This is a genomic window from Clostridium sp. 1001275B_160808_H3 (assembly GCF_015550425.1).
Lineage (GTDB): Bacteria > Bacillota > Clostridia > Clostridiales > Clostridiaceae > Clostridium.
The window spans coordinates 1-20704 of record NZ_JADNAT010000015.1; the positions used below are offsets into that span (position 1 = coordinate 1).

Consider the following 20704-nt stretch of genomic DNA (forward strand, 5'->3'; position numbering starts at 1 on the left):
CCCCTGTTCAATACAGAAATCATCTTCTTTGTGCATAACCCTTTTTTTATAATGTCCTTGACATAGGTATCAGTTTATTTCGCGAGCCCCTTTAAAAACAAATTATATATGTTACAATAAAAATTTTAAATTTGTATTATGACTATTTTTTTATTTCATATTCTCTAATACTCTTAGCACATCCTGTGGAAATTTATTGGTTTGTTGCATTAAAGCAATTGAAGTTTCATGTAGTATTGATGTTCTAGCATACTCAGCCATTTCTAATGCTAAATCAGAATCCCTTATTCTACTTTCAGCATTTTCTAAATTCAATGAGCTTCCATTTAAATTTTGAGCTGAAGTATCCATTCTATTTTGAATTGCTCCATACCTGCTTCTTACAGAGTTCATAGTTTCTATTGCTGAATCTACAATATTTAAATTTTTATCTAATTCATTTGTGTTAATTATATTTATATTTTTCAATGAATTTCCTTCTGAATCAATAAGCATATCTGTTCTTACATTAAACACAGGTATTTTTATTTCTTCTTTTGCATTAGCTCCTACAACATGATTTAAATACTTAGGATAATCATTATTAGTAACTTTATCAGAATTCAATAACTTTACACCATTAAATTCAGAATTATTTACTGTATAATCAATATGTTCCTTAAGTTGATTTATTTCACCTTGAATTATAGACAAATCTTCATCATTTTGAATTCCACCAACTTGTACAGTTAATTCCTTAATTCTATTTAAAGCTTCACTTACAGTATTTAATGCACCATCTACTGATTGCATCATAGAAACTCCATCTTGAATATTTCTTTCAGCCATTTGAAGTCCCCTGATTTGCATTCTAAGCCCTTCACTAACTCCAAGTTTATTTGGATTGTCCTTAGCCGAATTAATCTTAGTACCAGTACTAATTCTATCTAAAGCAATAGATTGGGTAACTAAATTTTTTTTATAGTTTCTATATACATTTAAAGATTGCATATTTTGATTTAATCTCATAATATTATCTCCTACATTATACAAATTTAAATACTTATGTTTAATTTATCGTTACTTTTATAATTTCCTTTATATACTTCTAACTATATATAAAATTATAATCACCTTAAAACTTTATTATAGCCCTATAAAAATATCTTTACTTATTTTACTTACTTCATATTTGTTTCCATGGTATTCCATATTTTCTATAACTCATCTAACTCGTTATCATTAGTTAATTCTACCATATAATCTCTTTCTTCAATACTTCAGTAAACTTTACTGATCCTTTTCCGTTTAAATGAGAATAATCCCAAAAATCATCATCTTCAAATAAATCACTGTCAAAATAATCGATGACTTGAAAACTATATTTATCTTTTAGCTTATCTAGTATGCTGTAAAATATATTTTTTCTATTTATATCGAAATTCTCTCTATAATATTTGCTTGTAGGACATATTGCAATAATAGGAGTTATATTATTTTCTTTTAAAAATACTATATATTGTTCTAATATTTTTTCATTTTCAATTCTTGTTTCCATATAATTCATAGATGAATTCTTTTGAGCTTCATAAATTCCACTTGTATCATTTAAAGTTAATATTGTTCTTTCTTTTATTTTATTCATATTTATATATTTTTCAAACGTTATACGCTTTTCATAAAAAGACTTAATTATATCTAACTCGATGATGTTATCATTATTATGATAATCTTTAAAATAATTAATATATCTATGAATTCTATTGCTAGCACTTGTTTTAGTCATATCGTAATCAAAAGAATAATACCCCATATTTATAATTACATACTTCAAGTTATCTTTTACCTGTTTAAAATTAAATAAATACTTTATTAGTTTAAAATCATAGTATAAATCTTGAGATGAAAAAGAAAAATTAATAAAATTGTCATTAATATCTTCTTTTATTCCTACCTCTGCATAAGATAATCCCGTTATTATTCCATTAATTTTATTTCTTCTTAACATGTCCAAAATTTTATAGTCTAATCCTTCTATAACTGAGAGTTTATAATCTTCAAAGAAATAAATATTTTTTTTATTATATTTTTTTATAGATTTTAATATTTTATTTTTATCAATATCTTCAACTACAAAGATAAAATCGTATTTATAATTTTCTAGATTCAAAATATACTCGTTATTATATAAAATTTCAAGATTTATAATCTTTAATACATTCCATTCATCAAATAATTCATTAAATTGCATACATCTATCATAATTTCCTAATAATATTACATCATATTTTTTTCTATTATATCCAATTTCATTCAATTTACTATTTACTATTTCTTTATAATCATTATTTTCATTTGCGATTCTAGCTATATTATATATAATTTTGGCTGCCTCTATCTCGTTATTTACTTCATATAAATATCCAAGATTATATATTAAATCAAAGTTAATACATGATTTTTTAAGACCATCATTTATTATATTTTTAGCCTCTTCCATTTTTCCTTCTAAAATCAATAAAATTGATTCAATTGAATATATCTCAATATCATCTTTAAATATTTCCTTATACTCTTTTAAATATTTCCTAGCTTCAAAAAATAATCCATTACTGATTAGTATGTTTATATTATTTTTTGCTTTATTTTTTAATTCTTTTAATTCTTCATTCACATTTATACCTCATAAAGTTTAATATGTAATAATAAATCTTCATAAATAGTGCTCTTAAATATATTGTCTATTTATTTTTCTAATTATAAAACTTTACCAACTTTCTTATTTATCTTTTATTTTCTCAAATCTATCTTTTGCATTCTTATACCCTTCATTATATGATACTTTATAATAATATTTAGCTTTATCTAAGTCCCCAGTGGTTTCATAAAACACACCTAAATTATAAGCAGCTTTAAAACTTCCTACACCTTTAACAATCTCATTTGCTGTACTTCCTATCTCTAGACATTTTAAATAACTTTCTTCAATTAAGTATAAATATTGTCCATATTCCATCACATTAGATAAAATTAAATTCATATAGAATATACCACAAGAAAAATTAAAATCTGCATCATTTGAATATTGATTATAATATTTTTCAATAATACTTAGCCCAATATCAAATTTATTTATATTTACTAAGTTATTTATGTATAGATTAATAAAACTTTTATTATATGAATAATTGAACTTAATATTTTTATAGCATCTTTCGAAGTACATATCTGCATCTTCATACCTTTTAGCTACATGTAATGTCCTTGCAATTTGATATAAAATATAATTATCATTGCTATCGCTTTCCAATTCCTTAAAAAGCAAATCTAAGTTTCTTTTAGATTTATCTTTATTAAAATACCCACTATGGATTACTTCTAAATTAATATTCTTTCGCATATACAAAGATTCCAACTGCTCATGAATACATCCCTTATACACCAATCCCTTTGGATAAAATCTAGATACATATTCAGTTGAAGAACTAATTTCATTGCCATCAATAAATTTACTCTCAATTTTAATTCTCCCTATGCATCTTGGATTATTAATGGCAAAATCAATTAAATCTTCTTTTTCTCCAATATTAACTACTTCGTCTGCATCCAATACTAATATCCAATCGCCACTACATTTCTCTGCTGCAAAATTTCTAGCCATTGAAAAATCATTACACCATCGAAATTCATATACTTTAGCTCCCATTTTTCTTGCTACTTCTATTGTGCCATCTTGGGATCCAGTATCTACCACTATTATTTCATCCACCAAATTCTTTACACTTCCAAGGCAGTCCTCCAAAACTTCCGCTTCATTTTTAACTATCATAGCTAATGATATTTTCATAAATTACTCCTTTCATTATTTATTTTATATGAAAAAAACAGGCAAACCAAATGAATACCTGTTTCAAATGTCTTCATGATTACTTAGCCTGGAGCTCTAATATTTTTCTATCTATAACAGCTAATATATCTTCTTCGACATATTGATTTCTTGATAATTTATAATTAAATATAGCTCCCACTTTATCTCCAAGCATTTCTAATATACAAGCTTTATTATAAATTAAATCACTATTATTTCCGTTAATAATAAGCCCATAATTAACTTCTTCTAAAGCTTTATTATAATCTTTACTTAGAAAATATATAGCTGAAGTTATTGTAAAAAATTCTGCATCTGTAATATATTTATATTCAGGCATATTTCGTAGTTCATTTAAAATATTAATTGCTTCTTCAATATTAGAGTCTAATAATACTTTTAAATTTTCCTTTAGTTTTATTATCCAATCATTAAACTCTATTATCTTTTTATTTTCTTCTATCACTTTAATAGCATTTTCTTTAGAAGATAAAGAAAACATTTCTACACTTATATCATCAATATATAGCTTATTATCTAAAATATTTAAATAGTTATTTAAAAACTCAATACTCTTATCATATTTTTTTATTTTATTTAGGGATAATCCTTCTAAATAAATACAATCTAAGAAGTAAGGAAATACTTTCAAAACATCATTACAAATATCTATAGTTTTTATAAATTCATTATTTAAGTAATAAGTTTGTGCTGCCGTCCTATAATACATTAATGATTCTTCATCAATTTTTTTTGATATTAATTTTAAATACCTATCAACTTGATGCTTAGAATCTTCAAAATTTCCTATTGAATTATAACTCTTAGCCAGTTGAAACATATAATAGTAATTGCTAGGATTTTTAGATAACTCTTTTTTCAATATAGTTGCTGTCCTATTAAACTTAGCTAACCTTTTCGTATCATCCATTATATATCCAAAATGGTTTATTTGAATATCTGTAAATTTTATAGGATCAGTAAAAATAGGTTGATTATGAATAGCCCCAATATATTTAAAATTTCCATCATTTTTAAATATCAAAGGAAATTTCAAATCTGAATATTCTTTTAAATTTTCATTTAAATAATTTCTTAATTTTAAATATATGGTATTATAATTCCTATATTCTTTACTCTTAAAAAGATTAATAAGATCATTAATACTATTCGTATCTACGCATTGATCAGCATCTTGAATAAATATATACTCACCCTTAGCCTTAGAAATACTATAATTTCTGGCCATAGAAAAATTGTCTTGCCATTCAAAATCATAAATACTCTCTGTGTACTTTCTACATATCTCTATAGTTTTATCTGTGGAACCAGTGTCAACAATCACTAATTCTGCAATACCATTTTCTATTAATGGGCTCATACTTTTCAAGCAACTATCTATATATTTTTCCTCATTTCTAACAATCATGCAAATACTTAAACTTAGATTTTTTTTCATATTTATCTTCCTTATTAAACTAATCTATTTTTATATAATATCTATTTTTTCTTTCAATCTAATTATATTAGTATTGATTTCCTCTAAATTTATCTTTTCAGTTTGTATATCTAAAATATCATAATAAATAGATAATGCCGATATATTTTTATTATTTGACTCATAAATATAAGCTAAATTATATAATAAATCTATACTTTGTGAGTAATATTTTAACCCATTTTTTAAGATATCTTCTGCTTCTTTTATTTCATTTGAATAGAACTTCAAGGTTGACTTAATAGATAGTAACTCAACATCTTGCTTAAGATTATATAGTTCTTCTAATTGATTCAATACCTCTATTGCCTCTATAATCATATTATTATTTATTAAAGTTATTAGATTCTCTTTAATTTTTCTTATATCACTCTCTGTAATCAAATTATTGTCTTCTATATCCTCTAATATTAAAGAATCTTTTATTATAGATATCAAATTACTAAACTCAGGCTTTATAGTAACTGCTTCTTTTAAAACAGAAATTGCTTTTAATATATTTTTTTCTTTAATAAACTTATTGAAGTTATTGATTTTGTTTGAAAACTCTCTAGCATCATTTAGACTACTATCTTCAATATCTTCAACTATTAATATATATTTATACATTAAAGCTATTAGCTTTTCTTTATTAATTAAATAAGAATTGATTATCATATCACTTTTTTCAAGTAAATATCCTATTATATAAATAATCTCATTTCTGTAATTACATCCAACTATATCATCAATAGATGAATTATTTAAAGTGTCAATTAAAGATTCAATACAATTTTCTATTTTAATTGCCTTATTTAATTTTGAGTTTTCATCTATGAAACTTAATAAATTTTTAAAACTGCTATCTTTTTCGAAACTAATCTTTTTCTTTACTATTTTTCTTTCTTCATCATCTAAATTTAATTTTTCTATAAGTAAATCCTCATCTATATTTTTTGTACTAACAACTATCTTTGAAAGTAAATAATTAAGTAGTATAATTTCATCTTCTTCCTTTAATTTTTCGATTAAATTATTTATAGAAGATATGTCTTCTTTCAAAATATTTACTTTCAATATTTTTCCAACCACTAGCATGTATGTTTCTTTATCTTCATTTAGCTTATTTATGTATTCTTCTATATTTTCTAATTGATTTATCTTAATTTTAAGCCTTAAAATATCTCCAATGACACTAAACTTATGTCCATAAGAAAATACTTCTAATCCATTAGTGCTCGCATATTTTTCGTATTTAAATGTATTTAAATAATTTAAATACATTTTCAAATTATAAACCGCTCTATCAAGATCACCTTCAATAAGATAGCATTTTCCCATTAGATAGTAGCAATCTATTAATTCTTCGTCTAATTCTTTCATTTTTTCACAATAATAAATACACTTATCATATTTCTTTGCATTAAAGTATATTATTGTGGCATTATGATAATAATTTATTCTTAAACTTTCATTAATTTTTTCTGATTCAATTAACAAAAGATATTTTTCTAATTCAATTATTGCTTCCTTAGTATCTCCATGCATCTCATAACTTCTACTAAGTTGATATATATAATAAATATTATTTGGATCTTTTTTCAATTCACTTTTCAATAGTGTCGCTGTTCTTTTAAACTTTTTTTCTTTTATATCCTCAGTCATTATATATCCATAATGCATCATGTATATTTCTAAATTTTTTACAGGTCCTTTATATATTGGCTGATTATGTATTTTACCTTCATATCTGAATGTTCCATCATTTTTAAATATTAAATTCAACGAAAAATAGGTATATTCACTTAAATCTTCTTTTGTAAAGTTTTTATATACTAATGAATATGTATTAAAATTTTTATATTCATTGCTACTAAAAAGTTGTATTAATTTATTAACCTCATTTTCTTCCATTTCTTGATCTGCATCCATTATAAATATGTAATCGCCTTTAGCAAGAGAAATACTGTAATTTCTCGCTTCCGAGAAATTATTATTCCATTCTTTAAAATATACTTTGTTTGTATATTTTTTAGCTATTTCAATAGTCTTATCAACTGAACCTGTATCAACTATTATTAATTCTGCTAAGTTTAAATCAAGTAATGGCTTTAAGCTTTTTAAACAATTATCAAGGAACTTTTCCTCATCCCTGACTATCATACATACACTAAGCCTATAACTATACTTATTTTTTAATTCCTCGATATGCTTATTTGCTTCTTTCATTAATATTACTCCTTAAATTATAATTTAAAAAGAGGGACCTAAGCCCCTCCTAAAAATAATTATTATCTTAATAATTGTAAAACACCTTGTGGTTGTTGATTAGCTTGAGCAAGCATAGCTTGTGCAGCTTGTTGTAAAATATTATTCTTTGAGAAATTCATCATTTCTTTAGCCATATCTACATCTCTAACTCTACTTTCTGCTGCTGTTAAGTTTTCTGATGTATTATTTAAGTTACTTATAGTATGCTCTAATCTGTTTTGTAGAGCTCCTAAATCTGATCTATGAGTTGATACTTTCTCTATAGCCTTATCAAGAACATTTGTTAATGTATTAGCTGAAGATGTATTAGTTACTTTTAAGCTTGCTGCTGTTATTCCTAATCCAGATGTACTCATAGTTTTTAATGAAATAGTAATCTTTTGATTTGAATTAGCTCCAACTTGAATATTTACTTTTGAAGTATTAGCTAATATACTTTGTTTATTAAATTGAGTTTGGCTTGATATTCTATCTATTTCAGAAGATAATTGATTTAACTCTGTTTCAATAGCTGTTCTATCAACTGATACATTTGTATCATTTGCTCCTTGAATTGAAAGTTCTCTCATTCTTTGAAGAATGTTATGAGTTTCATTTAAAGCACCTTCTGCTGTTTGAATTAATGAGATACCATCTTGAGAATTTCTTGATGCTTGATCTAATCCTCTGATTTGTCCTCTCATTTTTTCTGATATTGCAAGTCCTGCAGCATCATCACCAGCTCTGTTTATTCTTAAACCTGAGCTTAATTTTTCCATTGATTTTCCGGCTGCTGATGTGTTCATTCCCATGTTTCTATGTGCATTTAATGCATTCATATTGTGATTAATTATCATTTTTTATTCCTCCTTGATTTTAACTTGACATCCTTGTCATAATATTATTAATATCATATAAAATATCTTTCCTTTATTAAAGGAAACTCCTTCTCACTACTTCGAAGGAGTAAGCAACTCACAAAATTTTAGCTAAAGCTTAAAATTGGTTCCTTGCTTATCTTAATAATTGAAGAACACCTTGTGGTTGTTGATTAGCTTGAGCAAGCATAGCTTGTGCAGCTTGTTGTAAAATATTATTTTTTGAGAAACTCATCATTTCCTTAGCCATATCTACATCTCTAACTCTGCTTTCTGCTGCTGTTAAGTTTTCTGATGTATTATTTAAGTTGCTTATAGTATGTTCTAATCTGTTTTGTAGAGCTCCTAAGCTTGATCTATGAGTTGATACATTTTCTATAGCTGTATCTAAAGCATCTGTAAGTGCATTTGCTTTATCTGTAGTTGTAACATCTAAAGTTCCACCTACAACCTTTAATGCTGCAGCATCCATAGTCTTTAGTGAAATAGCTATTGTTTGTCCTGAATTTGCTCCAACTTGAATATTTACTGTTGCAGCTCCTGCTAATATATCTTGTTTGTTGAATTGAGTTTGTTTAGCTATTCTAGTTATTTCTGAAGATAATTGATCTAATTCAGTTTTTATAGCAGCTCTATCAACTGTTACATTTGTATCATTAGCACCTTGTACTGAAAGTTCTCTCATTCTTTGAAGAATGTTGTGAGTTTCATTTAAAGCACCTTCTGCTGTTTGAATTAATGAGATACCATCTTGAGAGTTTCTTGATGCTTGATCTAATCCTCTGATTTGTCCTCTCATTTTTTCTGATATTGCAAGTCCTGCAGCATCATCTCCAGCTCTGTTTATTCTTAAACCTGAGCTTAATTTTTCCATTGATTTTCCTGCTGCTGATGTGTTCATTCCCATATTTCTATGTGCATTTAATGCATTCATATTGTGATTAATTATCATTTTTATTCCTCCTTGATTTTAACTTGACATCCTTGTCATTTAATTTTATATTTAGAAATCCTACCATTTTGGTAGAGAAATTCTCTATATAGAGTTTAAGTTGCTTAAGCTTATATTATAAGTATCGTACATATTTACATAACTTTATATATTTTTATAAAGTTTTTTATATTTTTGTACTAAAAAAACTATTTATTCTTCTATTTTTTTCATAGGCATTATTAGCATTTTTAATATTATGAAGATTTTTAATTTCTTCTTTTACTTTTAATTGCTGTTCCTCAATAGAAATCCTTAATTTCTTGTCAATTTCTAATAACCCCTTCGAGATATATAATTCTTTTATTTCATTCTTACTTATACATTGCTGATCAAATAATTTATGTATTAACTCTTCTCGTATATTCATAAGTTCATCAATTGGCAAATCTTCTTTTAAATTACTTATTATATCTTCAGTTATCTTCTTATAATCATTTAATATCATATCTACCATATCTTAACTCAATCCTAGTTGCTGCATTAAATAACTTTGTTGAGAATTATATTTATTCATCATTGTCTCTAAAGTTGCATATTTACTATATAAAACTTGCTCTCTTCTAGTAAAATCCTTCTCCATATCTTTCATCTTTTGCTCATATTTTTCAATGGATCTAGTTAATTCATTAGTATAAGCAGTAGAAGAACCCTCTAGTCCAGCTTTATTCATTAATAGAGCAGAAACAGTTACAGACTCTTTATATAATATATCTTTGACTCTTTGCATTAATCCTGTTTGTGCATACTTTTTACTATCTGAAAGACCTTCTGTAGTTGGTTTTGCTTTTATAAATAAATTCATAACTTCTTCTGTATTTTCTTCTAATGCTTTTGTTAACTTAGTTTCATCTATTGTGAATGTACCATTTTTAGTTCCTTGATAATCTTCTGTTGGTTTTATCCCTATCTTTTCTAAATTTAAACCAGATCCTTCAACAAAAGTCCTCATAGCTTGCTTTAAACTATTTGAAATTCTTGTTAAATCTGAATCTCTATTCAGTTGTCCCTTTTCAACTTTTTCATTCCATAGCTTAATTTCACTCTCTGACATTTCACTTTTTTGATCTGATGTTAGAGGGTCGAAATCTCTATTCCTTTTTTGCATAGTTAAAGTGTTTAATTTTTCGATTAAAGTATTATAGTCATTTATAAAAGTAACTAACTTTTCCTTAATATCTGTTACATTTGTTTTTCCATTAACAGTTATTCCTTCTGATGATATTTCTCCAGAAAACTTAAAAGTTACTCCATCTAATATAACTGAATTAGAATTTCCTTTATGAGTATAAACTCCACCTTTATTATCCTTAAATACAATTTCCGCATCTCTACCTGCAGAAGGTTCAATTACATTTCCTAATGATTTATCCAGTATACTTACATTGACATCATAATCAGCACCAAGTCTATTGGATGTTAACACTATTTTACCATCAACATTTATACTAGCAGTAACATTTGTGTTTTCATCTTTTAACACTTTATTTAAGTGATTTAATATATCAGTACTATCATTTTTACCTGTTAGATCAATCATATTTCCATTAACAGATATTTTTTTATCTTTTATCAAGTTTATATCTAATGTATTAGTAGTTGCAGTAGCATCTATTCCTTTTACAAATGTTCCACCTTCCCCATTTATAAATATCTCAGGATCTTTAACATCACTTCCCAAAACAGTGCTGCTAAAAGTTATCTTTCCATCATCAGCTACTTTTGCCGTTAAATTTTTATCTTTTATTTTACTTTGTAATAATTTTTCTATATCTGAATTTGTAAGAGTATCATTAATATCTAGTGATATTTCTTCACCATTGATAAATATTTTCCCATATGAAGCTTCCAAATCCCTAATTGTAAAATTATCTCCAGTTATTGTTGCTGCTGTTGCATTTATACCTTTATTAACAGTTCCTTTATTATCAAAAGTTCCTCCAATAGTAAAAGTACTATCTTTTCCTAATACCGTAGATTCAAATATAAATCCCTTAGCATTTCCAGATTCACTTCCTGCAAAATCACTATATCTTACTGATACATTTATTCCTAATTCCTTTAATTCTTTATTTAAATTTGCAGCTCTATCTTTTTCTGTATCTCCTTTTAATATAAATTCCTTACCATTTATACTAATTTTATCATCCTTATCTATTCCCGTTGATAAAACTGTTTTAGCAGCTTTAGCAGTAGTACCAGTTATAGTATAATTCTCCGGCTTTGCATCACTACCTCCAGTAACTGTCAATACATTTTCATTAGACGAAGTAAATCTAGTAGTTGCCCAGTTTTTACTCAATAATATGCTATCACTTTTTGTTACATCAAAATATTTATTATAAAGTTCTCTTGAATCTTTAATAACTTCCCTATAAAGCTTTTGCTTTATTTCTAAAATTTCCTTATCTTGACCTTTTCTATCTATCTTTATTCTATAAGGCTTCATGGAATCTTTAACAATTTGATCCATATCCAAGCCAGTTGCTAAACCTGTTATTCTCACTTAAACACCCCCGACTTACAATTAATAATTGATAATGGACAATTGATAATTATTAAAAAAACTCCTATGGAATTTTACTTTGAATAAATTTCTTTAATAATTCAGCCCGTCTGAATTATATCCTAATTTGTCCATTGTCAATTGTGCATTATCAATTATATATATTATCTAGATTTTTTAGATATTTCGTATGCTTCATGCCATGTATCTCTTACATTTTCTATTACTGGCATAAGCTCGTCCATCATTTTCACATCTTTTTTTAGGTTTATTTCAAATAATCTTGTTTTTATAAATTCATATACTTGATATATTTGCTTTGCCCACTCACCTGCATTTTGATCTAAACTTATCATAAGTTCTGTAAATATATCTTGAACTTTAACTAGATTTTCATGACTTTTTTTAATGTCTTTACTAACTAAAGCTTCTCTTGCTATTTTTGCAAATTTTACAGCTCCATCTACTAACATTAATAGTAATTGTTCTTTTGATGCGTAGTTTACGCTATTATTTTTATACACATTTAATGCATTATTGCCATACATTTTATTGTTTCCTCCTACTTTTTAACATCTAAAAAGGTGCCATAACCTATTGCATTTAAGTTTTCTTCTTTTTCACCATGAAGACTTATAGTGGACTTTTCTAACTTTGTAGCATCTACAGTAAATTTATTTTGCTCCATTTGCTTTCTTTCTTTTTTTACATATTCATTGAAAAACTTTTTCTTTTGCTTTTCACTATCTTTATTAATACTTATGTTAGACTTTCTATGAACCTTACCATCTTTTGTTTTTTCGTAAACCTTTTTTCTAAGATCTGTATCTATTTTATTTAGTAAGAAATTCATAGTACTTCCCCCTATTAAGCTTTTTTGTCTATTGCAACACCAACTAGTTCCATCATTTTAGCTACTAGATCAAGTATTTTCTTAGGTGGGCACTCCATAATAACTTCTTTAGTATCTTCATTTATTATTTTTACCATTACATCTCCAAGCTTTTCATGGACTGAATACTCTGCATAGGTATGCTCATCTTTTAAAAACTCATTTAATTTATCTATTGCCTTTATTACATCATCTTTTCGATAATTTTTATCTTTAGCACTTACAGCTCCTACTACATCCTTGTTTTCTGCAATTTGCTTAATTTCTGGATTTTTAACTGTACTTAGGTTAACTTGTCCTCCTTGACTTGCAACCTTTATTTCCATTTTAAAACACCACCCTTGTTATAATGAAAGAATGAAAAAATTAAGGAATGAAAAAATTGTTGTTATAATTCTGCAAAGCTGAATTATTTCATTAATTTCTTAATATTATTTGAAAGAAATTTCAAATAACTTTTCGTTTTTTCATTTTTCACTATTTCATTTCTCTTATTTTTTTCCTAGCATTTTTAATAATTCTATACTCATTTTTGTTGCTTCTTTGTTTTCATTTTCAACTTCTTCATAAAGCTCTTTTCTTAAAATAGTCATTTCTTTAGGTGCTTTTATTGCTAGTTTCACGCTGCCATCTTCTATTTTAGAAATAGATATTTCTATTTCATCACCTATTAAAATAGACTCTCCTTTTTTTCTTGTTATAACTAACAAATTTAACACACCCTTCTTACTTGAATACTTTTTCTTTTATGCTATATATTTCTTTGTCTAAAATATATTGTTCCCCTTTTTTGTTTTTTATATTTACTACTAAAGGTGCTTTTAAATTTGCTGTTATTTCTTCTGATTTAGAATTTAATGTCACAATTGAATATAACATTACATCTTCTGGATTTTCTAAATTTAAGTTTTTTATTACTTCATCATTTAGTCTTATTTCATACTTATCATTTATAAAAAACGGAGAAATAATTATAAAACCTAATTCTTTATCTTCTATTGATTGTAAAATATTGAATGGACTTTCATTTCCAATTTCTTTTATTATATATTTTTTTAAATTATCGAATCCAGGAATTCCTTTTTCAAAATATATTATTTCATTTTCTTCATATATCATCTTTCCATGTATTGGTGATATTAATTCCATATTATATCTTCTCCTATCTTAGGAAATCTAAAAGTGATGGTTGTATTATTTTTGCACTTACTTGAAGTGAAGCCATATATACACTTTGTGCAACTGTAGCTTCTATATTCTTTTCAGCTAAATCTATATCTTCTGTTTGTGATAATATATCTTTTAAATTGAAGTTTTGTTCTTCATTTTGATCTCCAGCTGACTCCATTCTATTTTGCTTTGCTCCAACCTCTGCTCTTACCTTTAAAAGATTAGATATAGTTTCATCCATAACTTTTAGATTTTCATTTGTTACTTTACCACTTATATTAGAATCTTCTGAATCTATATTGTTTGTTATTTCTTTTAATAAGTCCATAACATTAACATCTGCTCCATTTTTATCTTTAAACAATAATAAATCTGTAGCAGATACATTGTAATCCATAGTTACTCCTTGTGAAACTTCTACAGTAAGCTTTTTATTTATCATACTTATTTGATTTTGTACTGATTCATCTGAATTATCAAGTTCTAAAACTTCTCCATCATTTCCACTTAGATGAATAGAATTATTTCCGGTACTTATATCTTTATTAGTTCCAATAGGTTTTGTACTTCCCTTAGTACCACCAAAAATATATTTACCATCAAAGCTACTATTTAATATTTGTGCTATTTCATTTACTTTTTCATTCATTTCATCTTTTATTGCTTTTTTCTCATCACTTCCATATGCAGCATTCCCAGCTGAAACCATTAGTTCTCTAAATCTCCCAAAACTGTTTCCTAATTGCTCTAGCGCAGTATCTGTAGTATCTAACCAATTTGTAGTATCCTTTATATTTTCATTATATTGAGTATTAGCTCCTATATCTCTATGTAGCTGCATACTTCTTGCAACCTTAAAAGGATTGTCAGAAGGTCTTCTAATTTCCTTTCCTGAAGTAAGCTGATCATTTAGTTTTTTCATATAACCTTGATTTCTACCAAGATCCTTTAAGAAGCTTTTACTCATCATTTGATTAGTAATTCTCATTTACTTCTTCCCCCTATCTTTTTAGTCCATTTATTATTACATCTAAAAGTTCATCAACTGTTGATATTATTTTTGCATTTGCATTATAAGCATGTTGGAACTGTACAAGGTTTGCCATTTCTTCATCTAATGATACCCCTGAAACTGAAGCTCTACTTTCTTCTATGCTATATAATAAATCTTCTTGATTTATTACCATTCTTTGAGCCTCTTGTGCTTGAACACCTAGCCTATCAATTGTATCCTTAAAGTAAGAATCCATTTTCATTCCTGATGTACTATTTTCAATTTTCAATCCATTATTTATAAGTGAGTTACCACCCTTATTTTTATCAAATATATCTTTTCTAGATATTACTGTTTCATTTATATCCTGAATTCTAATTAACGAATCTCTTAATTGCGCTATTGACAATGCTCTTGAACCATCACTATCTCCATCCATGTTATTTTCGTGAGTATATGGGAATAAATCATCATGAGTCTTAGTTTTTATTTTCATTACATCTTCTAATATTTCCTTGTTAACAGTTATGTTCTTAGCCGTGATCTCAGATTCTCCTACTAATGTTTCATCTAAATTACTTAAAATACCATTACTTTTATACTTAGCAATATCTTTATTAACGAAGAATGGTATGAAATCTTTCTCTGCCCCAGCAATATTACTTAAAGGATCTTCCATTCCACTATGCACTGCATTTACTGAAAAAGCTATTGATTTTGCTAATTTATTTAATTGTCCCATGTAGTCTTCTATATCTTTTTGTACTGAAACTAACCCATTAACACTACCACTTTCCGGTTTAAATATCATAAGCTCTGAGTAATTGATGACATCTCCATCTTTTATTGGATATCCATCTCCTCTTGCGGCTTGTCCATTATTATCAGCCCATATTATTCTATTATCTTTAATTTCTTTAGCTTGTTCTGGTGTTATACCAGTTACTTTTAGTGTTTGTTTATTAGATTCGCTATCCATATTACCATTTTTATAGTATGTAACTATATACGTCTTGCCTGAAAAATCACTTGAATCTAATTCAACATCTGTTACATATGAAAATCTCGCAACATCTCCATTTGGACTTGAATTTACTAAAAGCGGTGCTTTCATGCTACCTGTTTCTGTTGGCTTTAAATCTATACCATTAAACTCTCTTTTATCTACTTGTATTCCAAACTTGCTACTTAATTGATCTAACAATAAATCTCTTTTATCCATTAAATCATTTGGAGTATTTCCAGATACAGTTACGCTAATTATTTCTTGATTTACCCTATCTAATTGTTCTAAAACACTATTTACTTCTGTAACAGAGCTCTTTAACATATCTTGAGCATTAGCTTGTAAGCCTTCAATCTTTGTATATGTTGCATTTAATGCGTCTGTTAAAGCTGCTGTTTGCTGAGCTACTACAGTTCTTGCATTAGAACTATTTGGCTGTTTTGATAACTCTTGAAATGAATCAAAGAACTTTCCCATTAAAGTTGAAATACCAGTTTCTGATGGTTCATTAAAAACACTTTCTACTTCATATAAAAAATTATTTCTTATATCATATTTTCCTAAAACTGCATTTTCACTTCTTACTTGATAATCCAAAAAATTATCTCTAACTCTTTCTATCGCCTGAATTTGAGCTCCTGTACCAAGCTGTCCTGCTTGTACAGATGAACCCATTGATGTTCCTCCAAAAGGTCTACTTGTTTCTATTTTTGCTCTTTGCCTTGAGTATCCAACAGTATTAGAGTTTGCAATATTATGAGATGTCACATCTATACTTTTTTGTTGTACATTCATTCCTCTTTTTGCTATATTAAATGTTGAAAATAATCCTGACATTCCCTCACCTCCAGTTTCCTACTATCTTTTTATACTTCCATAAGAGTTATAGGTTGGTATATCCCTTTTAGGATTTATTAAATTTAAAAGTTTATTTGTAAAGCTTAGCTGTTGCTTTATTAATAAGTCATTTGTATCTTTTTGAAGAATCATTTCATTTAGTAGATTTTGTATCCTTCTATACCCATTTTCTAATTCTTCATCTTTATAGTTTGATATAATTTCTTTTATGGATTGATTCCCTAATAACCTTCTTCTTCTTACTTCAATTTCAGCAACATCTTTATTTTTTTGTTTTATATCTTCTACTATTGATTCCATTCCAAATATATCTTTGGATATAATTAATTTATATTGTTTATCTAATAGAATTAATAATTCTTTTAACTCTTTTTCTTCATCATAAAGTACATCTCTTAAACTATTTATCATACTATTCTTTTCCTCTCATAGCATCTAACATACTTTTAGCAATAAGCTTTGAATCATAAGTATATGTTCCATTGTAAATGCTATTTTTAACTTCTAAAACTTTTTTTCTATTATCAAAGTTTTTATTATCTATTGAATAATCATTTAATATTTTTGCAGCTTCTGATAATTCAATTCTGTCATAAGTTTCTTTTTTCTCTAACTTTTCAATTTTATTAGAAGTTACCTTATTATAATAGTTAATTCCATTTGCATAACCTATACCTTTAATATTCATAATTTCCTCCTAATAATACTTCTTATATTTATTTATCGTAATTATTAATTATAAGTTTAGACGTTAATTTAAAATTGTTAAATCTATATTTTATATATCCATTTAATATTATTCACTGTTTCTCTCTTAAATTAATATATTTACCTCTAACTTTAATCTAGATATAAATAAAATAGAACCTATATAAATACACTCTTTTTAAGTGTCTATTATATAGGTTCAATTCTTAAATATTTAAATCTATGTATTATTTAAGTGACCTTATTCTGTCAGCTCCACTTACGATACTTGTTATTCTAACTCCAAAGTTCTCATCAACAACAACAACTTCTCCATAAGCTATCTTCTTGCCATTTATTAATACTTCTACTGGTTCTTCTGCAAGTTTATCTAACTCTATTAAAGATCCTGTACTTAAATCCAATATATCCTTAATGCTCTTCTTAGTTCTTCCTAAAACAACTGAAACCTCTAATGGAACATCCAGTATTAAATCAATATTTCTATGTGATTCTCCAACAAGACCTTGTGACAGTGGCTCAAAAGTAGCTCCATGAACTTCTACTGGCTTTTCTACTACATTTTTAGCTACTTTTTCTTCTACTGTATTAACAATAGGCTTTTCTTCTATCTTATATTCTTCTTTATAAATATCTGAAGACTCATAGCTATCATCTATTTCATTTGCAACTTCTTGATCTTCACCCATCATTATTGAAACAATTTTTTTTGCAGTACCTATTGGTAATATTTGCATCATATTTGATTGAAGTAATCCTTCTATAGTTAAATCAAAACAAACTTCAACTATTGGTTCATCTTCTGGGATAGTTTCTGATATATTTTCATTCATATCCTTCCATATCTTTGATTTAGGAGGTGATATATTAACTTCCCTTGCAAACATAGTCGCCATAGAAGTTGCTGCAGAACCTATCATTTGATTCATAGCTTCCTGAACTGCACTAACTTCGATTTCTGATAACGTAGAAGTATTAACTTGTCCATCTCCACCCATCATAAGATTGGCAATTACAGCTGCATCTGTAGTTTGCATTATTAATATGTTTCTTCCAGTTATCCCAGAAACATATTCAACATCTAATATTATATTAGGATAATCAAATCCATTTTTTATTTCTTTTAATGTTGTAATCCTAACCTTAGGTGTTGTTATATTTACTTGCTTATTTATAAGTTGATAAAGAGCCGTTGAAGCTGATCCCATGGAAATATTCCCTATTTCACCTAACAGATCTTTCTCTATTTCTGATATTAACTCTGGTTTTTCACTATCTGTAGCACCATTTAACAATGAATCTATTTCTTCTTGAGACAAAAACCCATTACTCATTCTCAATCACATCCTTATCTAAAATATCTAAAAGTTGTATCCCCATATTTTTACCTATAATTCCTGGTTTAGCTATAAAACATTCTTCATTTTCTACAAAAACTCTTACAGGATCACTGCATTGAGAATTTAATAATAAGACATCTCCATTAACTAACTCTAAAAAATCATCAACAGTTATCTCTGTTTTTCCAAGTTCAACATGCATATTCACTTCTACAGGATCTATTCCCTTTTTGAGCTTTTCTCTAGCCTCATCTTGTAATTCTGATTCATCAGTTTTAAACCAATATTGTACAACAAGCTTATCTAATACTTTTTCAATACTTAGATATGGAATACATAAGTTCATATATGTTGTACTTTTACCTAACTCAACTAAAAAGCTAAGCAAAGCAACAGGCTCATTTGGTGCTAAAGTTTGATTAGCTGATGGATTAGTTTCAAGTCCTTCAAATTCCGGCTTCACTTCTAATATTCCATCCCAAGCTAAGATTAAAGACTTAATCATTTCTGAAGTTATATTTGATAAAATATTTTTATCTATTTCTGAAAACTCTTTTGCCTTTTCATCCCTATCCCCTGTTCCTCCTAAAAGTATATCTAATACTTGGAATGAAAATTGTGGATTCATTTCAAGTAATATGTTTCCTTGTAGTGGTGGCATCTTAAATATAGTAAGTATAGTTGGATTAGGAATAGAGTGCACAAACTCTTCATATGTTATCTGCTCCACACTTTGGATATCTACTTTGACATGCTTTCTAAGTTGACCTGAAAGGTAATTACTTATTATTCTTGCAAAAGCGTCATGAACCATTTCTAATGTCCTAATGTGATCCTTAGAAAACTTCTGAGGACTTCTGAAGTCATACTTTTTTATTTTATGTTTTTCTTCTTTTTCTTTTAGCTGTTCTGGTTCAACATCTCCTGTAGATAGGGCAGAAAGAAGAGCATCTATTTCGCTCTGACTTAAAACCTCTGCCATTTCTCTCCCTCATTTCCTAGTAATTTAGTAGCTTTTCTATATCTATAATTGTTAGTAATCTTCCTTCTAAGTCAATTACTCCTTTTATATAAACTTCAGTATTATGCGTTTCTAACCTTTGCAGTTTATCTTCATCTATATCTATTACTTCTTCAACTTCATCTACAGATATGCCTATTTCTTCTTCGTCAACCTTTAATATTATTATGTTATTTTGTTCTTTTTCTGATTCTATATTAAGTAATAAATTAACATCAACTAAAGATTTTATGCTACCTCTTAGGTTTATTAAACCTCTTATATAATTTGGAGCCTTAGGCACCCTTGTTATAGTCATCATATCATTGATACTTAATATTTTATCTGTCTCTACTGCAAAATGTTCTTCTCCTAATTTAAATACTACAAATTGCATTTAACTTGCCTCCTAAATAGTTTTAACCAACTACCTTTCTTATTGCTTCTAAAACTCTATCTGCTTGGAATGGTTTCACAATAAAGTCTTTTGCACCAGACTTAATTGCATCCATAACCATTGATTGTTGTCCCATAGCTGAACACATAATTATCTTTGCTCCTGGATCGAATGATCTTATTTCTTTTACTGCCTCAATTCCATCCATATCTGGCATAGTAATATCCATTGTAACAACATCCGGATTTTCTTTTTTATATAAATTTACTGCTTCTATACCATTACAAGCTTCCCCTACTACTTCAAATCCATTTTTTTGTAGTATATCCTTTATCATCATTCTCATAAAAGCTGCATCGTCCACTATTAAAACTTTTGTCATTTTAATCC

At 26.9% G+C, this 20704-nt stretch carries 22 protein-coding genes; all 22 read right to left on the bottom strand.

Features of this window, described 5'->3' with window-relative positions; genetic code table 11:
* Positions 1-150: 150 nt before the first annotated feature.
* The gene (locus I2A75_RS12100) at positions 151-1008 is read right to left on the bottom strand and encodes a flagellin (RefSeq protein WP_195264782.1); all 858 of its coding nucleotides are present in this window, start codon (positions 1006-1008) and stop codon (positions 151-153) included.
* 223 nt (positions 1009-1231) lie between these two features.
* Positions 1232-2653 (bottom strand): hypothetical protein, encoded by a 1422-nt coding sequence (locus I2A75_RS12105; protein ID WP_195264784.1) that lies wholly within the window; start codon positions 2651-2653, stop codon positions 1232-1234.
* Between the two features lie 105 nt (positions 2654-2758).
* A complete protein-coding gene (locus I2A75_RS12110; protein ID WP_195264786.1) occupies positions 2759-3826 on the bottom strand; it encodes a glycosyltransferase family 2 protein in 1068 nt (355 codons plus the stop codon).
* 79 nt (positions 3827-3905) lie between these two features.
* Positions 3906-5306, bottom strand: coding sequence for a TPR domain-containing glycosyltransferase (locus I2A75_RS12115; protein WP_195264788.1), 1401 nt, complete (start codon positions 5304-5306; stop codon positions 3906-3908).
* 30 nt (positions 5307-5336) lie between these two features.
* Positions 5337-7553 carry a glycosyltransferase family 2 protein gene (locus I2A75_RS12120; RefSeq protein ID WP_195264790.1) on the bottom strand — a complete coding sequence of 739 codons (2217 nt, stop codon included), beginning with the start codon at positions 7551-7553 and terminating at the stop codon, positions 5337-5339.
* Between the two features lie 62 nt (positions 7554-7615).
* Positions 7616-8431, bottom strand: a complete 816-nt coding sequence (locus I2A75_RS12125; RefSeq protein WP_195264792.1) for a flagellin — start codon at positions 8429-8431, stop codon at positions 7616-7618.
* Positions 8432-8588: 157 nt separating this feature from the next.
* A complete protein-coding gene (locus I2A75_RS12130) occupies positions 8589-9404 on the bottom strand; it encodes a flagellin (protein WP_195264793.1) in 816 nt (271 codons plus the stop codon).
* 166 nt (positions 9405-9570) lie between these two features.
* Positions 9571-9900, bottom strand: coding sequence for a flagellar protein FliT (locus I2A75_RS12135; RefSeq protein ID WP_243242158.1), 330 nt, complete (start codon positions 9898-9900; stop codon positions 9571-9573).
* Positions 9901-9903: 3 nt separating this feature from the next.
* Positions 9904-11949 (bottom strand): flagellar filament capping protein FliD, encoded by a 2046-nt coding sequence (gene fliD / locus I2A75_RS12140; RefSeq protein WP_195264803.1) that lies wholly within the window; start codon positions 11947-11949, stop codon positions 9904-9906.
* A gap of 164 nt (positions 11950-12113) precedes the next feature.
* Entirely contained in the window at positions 12114-12497 is a 384-nt protein-coding gene (gene fliS / locus I2A75_RS12145) for a flagellar export chaperone FliS (RefSeq protein WP_195264805.1), read from the bottom strand.
* A gap of 14 nt (positions 12498-12511) precedes the next feature.
* The gene (locus I2A75_RS12150; RefSeq protein WP_195264807.1) at positions 12512-12802 is read right to left on the bottom strand and encodes a hypothetical protein; all 291 of its coding nucleotides are present in this window, start codon (positions 12800-12802) and stop codon (positions 12512-12514) included.
* 14 nt (positions 12803-12816) lie between these two features.
* Positions 12817-13167, bottom strand: coding sequence for a flagellar protein FlaG (locus I2A75_RS12155; protein WP_195264809.1), 351 nt, complete (start codon positions 13165-13167; stop codon positions 12817-12819).
* A 165-nt stretch (positions 13168-13332) separates the two neighbouring features.
* Positions 13333-13551 carry a carbon storage regulator CsrA gene (gene csrA / locus I2A75_RS12160; protein WP_195264811.1) on the bottom strand — a complete coding sequence of 73 codons (219 nt, stop codon included), beginning with the start codon at positions 13549-13551 and terminating at the stop codon, positions 13333-13335.
* A 16-nt stretch (positions 13552-13567) separates the two neighbouring features.
* Positions 13568-13990 (bottom strand): flagellar assembly protein FliW, encoded by a 423-nt coding sequence (gene fliW / locus I2A75_RS12165; RefSeq protein ID WP_195264813.1) that lies wholly within the window; start codon positions 13988-13990, stop codon positions 13568-13570.
* Positions 13991-14003: 13 nt separating this feature from the next.
* Complete coding sequence (gene flgL, locus I2A75_RS12170; RefSeq protein WP_195264815.1) at positions 14004-14999, bottom strand: flagellar hook-associated protein FlgL; 996 nt, start codon at positions 14997-14999, stop codon at positions 14004-14006.
* Positions 15000-15012: 13 nt separating this feature from the next.
* Positions 15013-16848, bottom strand: a complete 1836-nt coding sequence (flgK, locus tag I2A75_RS12175) for a flagellar hook-associated protein FlgK (protein WP_195264817.1) — start codon at positions 16846-16848, stop codon at positions 15013-15015.
* A gap of 21 nt (positions 16849-16869) precedes the next feature.
* Entirely contained in the window at positions 16870-17280 is a 411-nt protein-coding gene (locus I2A75_RS12180; protein ID WP_195264819.1) for a flagellar protein FlgN, read from the bottom strand.
* A gap of 1 nt (position 17281) precedes the next feature.
* Positions 17282-17557, bottom strand: a complete 276-nt coding sequence (locus tag I2A75_RS12185; protein WP_195264821.1) for a flagellar biosynthesis anti-sigma factor FlgM — start codon at positions 17555-17557, stop codon at positions 17282-17284.
* Positions 17558-17804: 247 nt separating this feature from the next.
* Positions 17805-18911 (bottom strand): flagellar motor switch phosphatase FliY, encoded by a 1107-nt coding sequence (gene fliY, locus I2A75_RS12190; protein ID WP_195264824.1) that lies wholly within the window; start codon positions 18909-18911, stop codon positions 17805-17807.
* Positions 18904-19899 (bottom strand): flagellar motor switch protein FliM, encoded by a 996-nt coding sequence (fliM, locus tag I2A75_RS12195; protein ID WP_195264826.1) that lies wholly within the window; start codon positions 19897-19899, stop codon positions 18904-18906. The genes fliY and fliM overlap by 8 nt, the downstream gene beginning before the upstream one ends.
* Positions 19900-19915: 16 nt before the next feature.
* On the bottom strand, positions 19916-20314 hold the full coding sequence (locus tag I2A75_RS12200; RefSeq protein WP_195264827.1) for a chemotaxis protein CheW: 399 nt from the start codon (positions 20312-20314) through the stop codon (positions 19916-19918).
* Between the two features lie 22 nt (positions 20315-20336).
* Positions 20337-20696, bottom strand: a complete 360-nt coding sequence (locus I2A75_RS12205) for a response regulator (protein ID WP_142690943.1) — start codon at positions 20694-20696, stop codon at positions 20337-20339.
* Positions 20697-20704: the final 8 nt, after the last annotated feature.

What these genes read in the sequence shown, in the direction of transcription:
- fliW (WP_195264813.1), bottom strand. Translation starts at nt 13,990, where the DNA reads ATGGAATTAATATCACCAATACATGGAAAGATGATATATGAAGAAAAT.
- I2A75_RS12180 (WP_195264819.1), bottom strand. Translation starts at nt 17,280, where the DNA reads ATGATAAATAGTTTAAGAGATGTACTTTATGATGAAGAAAAAGAGTTA.
- I2A75_RS12115 (WP_195264788.1), bottom strand. Translation starts at nt 5,306, where the DNA reads ATGAAAAAAAATCTAAGTTTAAGTATTTGCATGATTGTTAGAAATGAG.
- I2A75_RS12110 (WP_195264786.1), bottom strand. Translation starts at nt 3,826, where the DNA reads ATGAAAATATCATTAGCTATGATAGTTAAAAATGAAGCGGAAGTTTTG.
- fliS (WP_195264805.1), bottom strand. Translation starts at nt 12,497, where the DNA reads ATGTATGGCAATAATGCATTAAATGTGTATAAAAATAATAGCGTAAAC.
- I2A75_RS12155 (WP_195264809.1), bottom strand. Translation starts at nt 13,167, where the DNA reads ATGGAAATAAAGGTTGCAAGTCAAGGAGGACAAGTTAACCTAAGTACA.
- I2A75_RS12185 (WP_195264821.1), bottom strand. Translation starts at nt 17,557, where the DNA reads ATGAATATTAAAGGTATAGGTTATGCAAATGGAATTAACTATTATAAT.
- I2A75_RS12120 (WP_195264790.1), bottom strand. Translation starts at nt 7,553, where the DNA reads ATGAAAGAAGCAAATAAGCATATCGAGGAATTAAAAAATAAGTATAGT.
- I2A75_RS12205 (WP_142690943.1), bottom strand. Translation starts at nt 20,696, where the DNA reads ATGACAAAAGTTTTAATAGTGGACGATGCAGCTTTTATGAGAATGATG.
- I2A75_RS12130 (WP_195264793.1), bottom strand. Translation starts at nt 9,404, where the DNA reads ATGATAATTAATCACAATATGAATGCATTAAATGCACATAGAAATATG.
- I2A75_RS12200 (WP_195264827.1), bottom strand. Translation starts at nt 20,314, where the DNA reads ATGCAATTTGTAGTATTTAAATTAGGAGAAGAACATTTTGCAGTAGAG.
- fliM (WP_195264826.1), bottom strand. Translation starts at nt 19,899, where the DNA reads ATGGCAGAGGTTTTAAGTCAGAGCGAAATAGATGCTCTTCTTTCTGCC.
- I2A75_RS12135 (WP_243242158.1), bottom strand. Translation starts at nt 9,900, where the DNA reads ATGGTAGATATGATATTAAATGATTATAAGAAGATAACTGAAGATATA.
- I2A75_RS12125 (WP_195264792.1), bottom strand. Translation starts at nt 8,431, where the DNA reads ATGATAATTAATCACAATATGAATGCATTAAATGCACATAGAAACATG.
- I2A75_RS12150 (WP_195264807.1), bottom strand. Translation starts at nt 12,802, where the DNA reads ATGAATTTCTTACTAAATAAAATAGATACAGATCTTAGAAAAAAGGTT.
- flgL (WP_195264815.1), bottom strand. Translation starts at nt 14,999, where the DNA reads ATGAGAATTACTAATCAAATGATGAGTAAAAGCTTCTTAAAGGATCTT.
- fliY (WP_195264824.1), bottom strand. Translation starts at nt 18,911, where the DNA reads ATGAGTAATGGGTTTTTGTCTCAAGAAGAAATAGATTCATTGTTAAAT.
- I2A75_RS12100 (WP_195264782.1), bottom strand. Translation starts at nt 1,008, where the DNA reads ATGAGATTAAATCAAAATATGCAATCTTTAAATGTATATAGAAACTAT.
- flgK (WP_195264817.1), bottom strand. Translation starts at nt 16,848, where the DNA reads ATGTCAGGATTATTTTCAACATTTAATATAGCAAAAAGAGGAATGAAT.